Origin of the sequence: Halomonas colorata (assembly GCF_014897985.1) — a bacterium.
Classification (GTDB): Bacteria; Pseudomonadota; Gammaproteobacteria; order Pseudomonadales; family Halomonadaceae; genus Vreelandella; species Vreelandella colorata.
In genome coordinates this window covers 1-6,178 of the sequence record NZ_JABUZA010000078.1, presented here as the reverse complement: position 1 = coordinate 6,178, position 6,178 = coordinate 1, and the positions used below count along the sequence as shown (strand labels likewise).

Annotated in this window: 8 protein-coding genes; all 8 read left to right on the top strand. The window is 49.8% G+C overall.

Going from position 1 to position 6,178, the window contains the following annotated elements; translation table 11 throughout:
* On the top strand, nt 1–62 hold a 62-nt coding region (locus tag INT33_RS21635), incomplete at its 5' end, for an IS1 family transposase (protein ID WP_071528444.1).
* 56 nt (nt 63–118) lie between these two features.
* Nucleotides 119–490: a hypothetical protein gene (locus INT33_RS20600; protein ID WP_226940291.1), complete on the top strand. Its 372-nt coding sequence runs from the start codon at nt 119–121 to the stop codon at nt 488–490.
* A gap of 90 nt (nt 491–580) precedes the next feature.
* Nucleotides 581–742 carry a hypothetical protein gene (locus tag INT33_RS20595; protein ID WP_226940290.1) on the top strand — a complete coding sequence of 54 codons (162 nt, stop codon included), beginning with the start codon at nt 581–583 and terminating at the stop codon, nt 740–742.
* Complete coding sequence (locus INT33_RS20590) at nt 739–1,437, top strand: competence protein CoiA (protein ID WP_064157305.1); 699 nt, start codon at nt 739–741, stop codon at nt 1,435–1,437. The genes INT33_RS20595 and INT33_RS20590 overlap by 4 nt, the downstream gene beginning before the upstream one ends.
* A gap of 274 nt (nt 1,438–1,711) precedes the next feature.
* Nucleotides 1,712–2,644, top strand: coding sequence for a sce7726 family protein (locus INT33_RS20585; RefSeq protein WP_192537354.1), 933 nt, complete (start codon nt 1,712–1,714; stop codon nt 2,642–2,644).
* 7 nt (nt 2,645–2,651) lie between these two features.
* Entirely contained in the window at nt 2,652–3,587 is a 936-nt protein-coding gene (locus INT33_RS20580; protein ID WP_192537352.1) for a sce7725 family protein, read from the top strand.
* A gap of 50 nt (nt 3,588–3,637) precedes the next feature.
* Nucleotides 3,638–4,615 carry an RES family NAD+ phosphorylase gene (locus INT33_RS20575; RefSeq protein ID WP_225736079.1) on the top strand — a complete coding sequence of 326 codons (978 nt, stop codon included), beginning with the start codon at nt 3,638–3,640 and terminating at the stop codon, nt 4,613–4,615.
* Nucleotides 4,616–5,329: 714 nt separating this feature from the next.
* The gene (locus INT33_RS20570) at nt 5,330–6,142 is read left to right on the top strand and encodes a UvrD-helicase domain-containing protein (protein WP_193092905.1); all 813 of its coding nucleotides are present in this window, start codon (nt 5,330–5,332) and stop codon (nt 6,140–6,142) included.
* Nucleotides 6,143–6,178 lie beyond the last annotated feature (36 nt).

The following is a 6,178-nucleotide window of genomic DNA, read 5'->3' as shown; positions in this document are numbered from 1 at the left end:
AATCGGTGGAGCTGCATGACAAAGTCATCGGGCATTATCTGAACATAAAACACTATCAATAAGTTGGAGTCATTACCGTCGCCTCGACCCACGTCGTGAATCGGTGCACATAAATCCAATGGGTAAGAGCAATGCTTTATCTAGATTTATCACTCTGGAAAATGGCCTTGCCTTCGAGAGAGTGTGGGCCAAAGCAAAAAAAGATCGCTATCCTACCAAGCAGGTGTATTTGGACTTGTTGCCGATATTTAATTCTGCGGTTTCGAGAGTTTTTGCTGCATTGGATACGGCTGGAGTGCCGTTTCAAGGGTTTGATGCAAACGCCTATAAATCTACATTTATTGATGAATTAAAGACAGACCTTCAACATTTCGATTTCTTTGGTCTGCGTATGCATGCGCTACAGATAGAATTAGGCCCGAAGTTCACAATCCAAGAGGCCTCTATCAGACGGGGCTGTACCTACGAAAAGGTGATGGAGGACGAATAGACGTCTATTATCGGGGTAAGGATGGTGCAGATATCATGACCTTGGCTAGGAGAATGGCATCAAATGAAAGACAGACCACATAGAGAGGCGATGGCCGAGCAATTCCGGGCCGATCCGACTTATGCGGCGGAGTTGCTTGCCGAAGTCCGTCGCGACGGCAACCCGGACGAGCTGGCAATTCTGTTGCGGCAGATGCACGAGGCGTTCGGGGACGATTGCACGCGTTCCGGCTCTGCAACGAGGCAACTATGACGCAAGCAGCTTGGACCCGCGATGGTCGGCCGGTGGATGCGGCTTCTATTCCCGGCGCCGAGTGGGAGGCGTTGAAGGCGGCGGCGCAGTTAGGTGACTTCATGATGCCTTGCTGCAAGGCACCGGCAGTACTCAAGACAAGCATCAATGGCTTGCCTTTCTTCGCCCATCTGTCGGACGAGTGCAGTACTGCGCCCGAGACAAAATGGCATAAGTCGGGTAAGACCGCAGTGATGGCCGCCTTAACCGGCATGGGTATCGAGAACCGCGACGAGGTGCCGGGCCGATCACCAAGCGGCGACAAGTGGGAGGCTGATGTTCTCTTTTCGGTTTCCGGTCGCACCATCGTAATCGAGCTGCAACGCTCCTACCAGCATCTACGCGACTTCACACGTCGTCAGGAGCGGTACACTGCATCGGGCGTTGAGTGCTACTGGCTGGTCCGCAAGGAGACATTCATGACTTTAGGCAAGGCCACGTCGCGCCTGCTGTTGAAGCGTGATTTCGGCAACGTGTTTCCGCCCAGTGGAATTGGTACGGGCATGCTGCCCGAGCTGCCGGTGGCGATGCTGGACACCGAGGGCGAGCAACTGGTTCAGTTCGGCGGGTTCAAGAGCGCGACTGTTCCTGTTTGGCTGGCAGGCATCCTCAATGGTGCATACCAATATCGCGGCGGCTCGTGGAATCTTGACTGATCTTAGATGCGCGACATGGCATTATTCATGGTATTGTGAAACCGTCTAGTAATTAAGATATTGATATATAAGGAATTTTTATATATTTTAATAATTGAGTGGGAGTGAGTACCAGCTTAATATTTGCATGGGATGCCATTTATGTAACCTGGCAAAAAATCTTTAATGCTGGGTCTACGCTTAGTATTGAAGATAGGTAAGGATGAAATTGTGGCTCTGAACGGTGGAAAAGGATGCTGCCGTTCTTGCTAGAGGCGGGGGGAGGTTATTACTTATGCACCCTGCTTGGTTCGAAGTGGACGGCTTAAGTAGGAGAAGGAACATTTATAGTACATCGCAACTGTCCGCCTTGACTCGACTGTTCTCCGCCGCTGTTTTCCGCGAGATGGCGAAAAAAGGCCAATCTAGCTTATTCCGTCGGCTGCTCGGGCAAGCCAATCTGCTTGAGCATGCCGACCCATATGGGACTGTGGGCGATACATTCGACTCTGCATTCGAGATTTTAAAGGTCGTGGGACAGCGCGACGAATATATCTATCGAGCAGCGATTAGCCAGAAAGTGTTAATGGGAAAACATTCCCTGCGCACAGCTTCGATGCTCAATGAGTTTCGTGCAGGCAGTAGTAAGGCTGATCTCGTCATTTTGAATGGCACTGCCACCGTCTATGAAATCAAGTCGGAGCGTGATTCTCTTGCACGCCTTGACCATCAAGTCGAGGATTACAAACGAGTTTTCGCCAAAGTGAATGTGATCGCTAGTGAAGGTCATGTAGCAGGAATAATGCGAACGGTTCCGAGCGATGTAGGTGTAATGTGCCTTTCAAACCGCTATCGAATCACAACGGTGCGCGAAGCGGTAGACTGCCCGGCGCGAATCTGCCCAGTAACCGTTTTTGAGTCGTTGCGCATGGCTGAAGCTATCACAATTTTGCAAGCAATGGGTGTTATAGTGCCGGAGGTTCCCAATACGCAGAGACATGCGATGTTGCGAGCCTTTTTCGCTGAGCTAGACCCGGTTGCGTTACATGCAGAGATGGTGCGTACGCTCAAACGGACGCGCAATCTTGCACTACTAAGCGACTTCGTTGATAGTTTGCCTAAGTCCTTGCAAGCTGCGGCGCTGTCTATATCGGTGCGTCGTTCGGATCATTCGAGACTGATCGATGCCATTAAGACTCCGCTACATCGAGCTATGACTTGGAGCTGACATACGTATGTATTATCCATACTTCCGCGGAAAACAATTCGAACTCATTACTATTCGCGAAATGTCAGAATTACTCGCTGAAAAGAGTTTTGTACCTGTAATTGAACCAGTAAGGGAGTCGCTTAATAGTCTTAAGAAGACCTTGACTGCAATATGCGACGCCGGTGGGCACGCTATTGTGATTGTAAACCCTTATCACGGTGACCATAAGGAAGACGGAGCGAGTATCACCGGTCTCCTCCAAGTAGACTTTAGCGGCGTTGATAATATCTCCGCAGGCATTTTGCTACGTAATGACATGAATGCCGACGAAGTGATGGCCTGCTATGACCAACATGCCGATCATCGTCCCGTATTAGTCCACGGGGGATTTACAGCCCCCAAGGCGCTGGCGGTTGTGCTGGAGAATGACATGCCCAGCCTCACCAACGTCTTCATCGAAGACCATGCAAAGCTGCTCTACCGTAAGCATTTTGATCAGAGCAAGCGCATTCTCGTGCGCGATGGCTTCAAGCGGCAGCGCAATGCCGATTATCCGCCTATAGAGGAATTTTCAGACCTCCATGTCACTTGTGGTGAACTTGGTATGGCGGGCTTCGGTGACTTTCTGATTGCGGGTGACGTTTACAGCGAGAGTGGTGGCCCGGCTTATGCTGTAGCGATCCACTTAACCTTCATCGATCCTGACAAGGACGATGTCATGTACATCTATCATTTTGTCTCGAATACAAATGACACTCCAACCGACCCTGCTGGCAAGTTCGCTCAGGCGTTGGAAAAGTTGATCGCAAAACTAGATAGCGGCACCTCCCACATTCGCGAAACCGAGGCGATTAAGGAATTTCGCGCCCTTCATGCTAAAGGCCATTTTCCAGGCCTCGGTTACATTAAAAAGCTCTCGATGAAGCACCACATTGAGACGCTTGCCAACTATTGTGGCTGAGTTCTATGTCAAAGCGATTCTGTTGTCCGGAGTGCTTCGATGATCGTGCCTTGCGTGATGAGCTCTTCCCGTCTCTCGATCCCGATCATGGAACCTGCGATTTCTGTGGCACCGCAGATACCCAACTGGTAGAGCCTTTTAAGCTCGCCAATTATTTTGAACTCCTAGTTAACGTCTATGAGCCTAGTGAGGGTGGTAAGCTACTGGTTGAATGGATGAAGGAGGATTGGCAGCTTTTCAGTCATAGGCGCATGGACACCGCCCACGCTAAGGAGCTGCTTGGCGAGATTCTCGATGATGGTGAAATCGTAAGAAAAGGTTTTGCACCGTCTTCAAGCTATATCAGTGAAGGCCTCGCGCAGTGGGATAAGCTGCGTGACGAGATGATGTATGCCAATCGCTGGTTTCTTGATGTTGAAATCGACCAAGAGCGTCTCCGTGAACTCCTCGAGATGCTGTTGGCGCGGCAATTGCCCCGGCAATGGTATCGAGCGCGCATCCGAACCGAAGACGAGGTTTTTCAAATTGAAAAGATGGGGGCGCCACCGAAAAGACGCTCATCACATGGCCGAGCTAATCCAGCAGGCATTCCCTATCTTTATCTGGGATCACTCCCCGAAACTGCAGTGGCCGAGATCAGACCTCATACCGGTGAGATTGCTTGCGTTGCCGATTTCACGATCCCAGAGATTAAAGCAGTGGACTTGCGCAATCCGCGCAAGCTCGTTTCACCTTTCATCTTTTCCGAGTCTAGTGCAATTGACCAACTGCGCGCCGATTTGCCATTCCTTGAGCGTCTTGGCGAGGAATTGACTCGACCTGTTCAGCCGACTGGTGCGGCAATCGACTACATTCCGAGCCAGTATCTGTGTGAGTTTATTAAGAAGAAAGGGTTCGACGGTGTGGTCTATCGTAGTTCAGTTAGCGACGGCATCAATCTCGCACTGTTTGATCCCGAAAAGGCTGTCGGCGGGGAAGTGGAACTCTACAGCGTGTTCAAAGTTTCGGTCAAAGTAGCCGCCCTCTGAAATAAACGCACATTCTTATAGCTACGGTTCTGGTGAGCGTCAGCTTCAATCACCAATGAAAGATCGTTTTTATCATTAGTTTGAAGTGCCACTGACCTCCCCCTAGATTAGTACAACTCGCTCAATGAGTTTTTCCACATTATGCCGCTTTTCGAGCATACTTAACTAATGGCTGCTTTCCAGGTCGAAGTACGTACATTGGTAGCCGAGTGGGATATTCTTTCTTTTTCCTGTACCAAAACGGTTTAATTTTGATAAATACGTTGAGATGAACCTAGGGCCCGTTGATGTTTCACTCATTGCCGCGCTGGTGCCCGTTTTTATTCGCGGCAAGGCAGAAGGAGAGCGGTTTGTTTATTCCAAATCAACGACGATTAACGCCGCCGCGAGTAAAATGGGCCCAGCCCTTTGTGGTGCAATGCGGTTCACGATGAAGCACAGGTCCTCCTGAAGACTGGAGTAAAGTGATAAATCTCTTTTCCGCTGCGCCAAGACACAGTTGGCATAGCTACGCGATATGTTTCTACCCTGGCTCAGATAAACCATACTTTCTATCAAAAGATTGTGCATCGTTTAGTGTGGGCCCTCCATTGCGAAGTGGAAAGTTCAGAGGTCTTTTCGACGTTATGTGGTTGTGATGGCTTAACGTACTAAAAAAATGCATGATACGCTAAATATTCATGTGTCTATCATCCTGCCAGGGGCATTTTGGTTATGCGGGTACTTAAGCGGGTTCAGCCAACACCCGAGCAAATCACTATAGTCAGGCGGATTCAGACCGGAGCTTCGCTCATTCGCGGTGCTGCCGGAAGTGGCAAGACTACTACTGCGTTGCTGGCGCTTAGGGCTGCGACAGGCGCAGCAGTAAATCAACTGCGTAACGATAATCGATTGCCAGCAAACGTATTAGTACTCGCTTTCAACAACTCATTGCGTAGCTATTTACAAGTCGTTGCTGAAGATGAAATGGCGGATTATGCGGGCGATGTGCGCATGTTTATTTCGACTTTCGATAGGTGGGCAATAGACACACTAAATACATTAGGGATGAATAGCGCGAATGAAGCACGAAGATATCTTAGCCAACTTGCCATTTCATTTCCCCGCGACACATCATTTGTTGTAGACGAGGTTGAGTATTTACTGGGAAGGCTCCCACCTGAGCGTCTGGATGAATATCCAATGATCAGGCGTAGTGGTCGCGGCGGATCTCCTGCGATGCCGAATGATGTGCGCAGGAAATTGCTAGATGAGGTTGTAGTTCCCTACCTTGAGTGGAAGCAATCGAACGGTGTTAGAGATTTCAACGATCTCGCCGTGGATATGATGCGAGCCGAACCTAGATTCAAGTATGACGTGATCGTTGTAGACGAGGCGCAGGATCTTTCCGCCAATCAACTACGCGCGGTTGTCCGCCACGCTGCAGAAGACGCTACTATCACAATCGTTACAGACTCAGCACAACGAATATATCCACGAGGAGCACTGAATCGCCCCGGATATTCTAGACACCCGTTAGGCTCTTAAAGTAACGCCTTTCATACTCAACCGGTGACAAGTTAT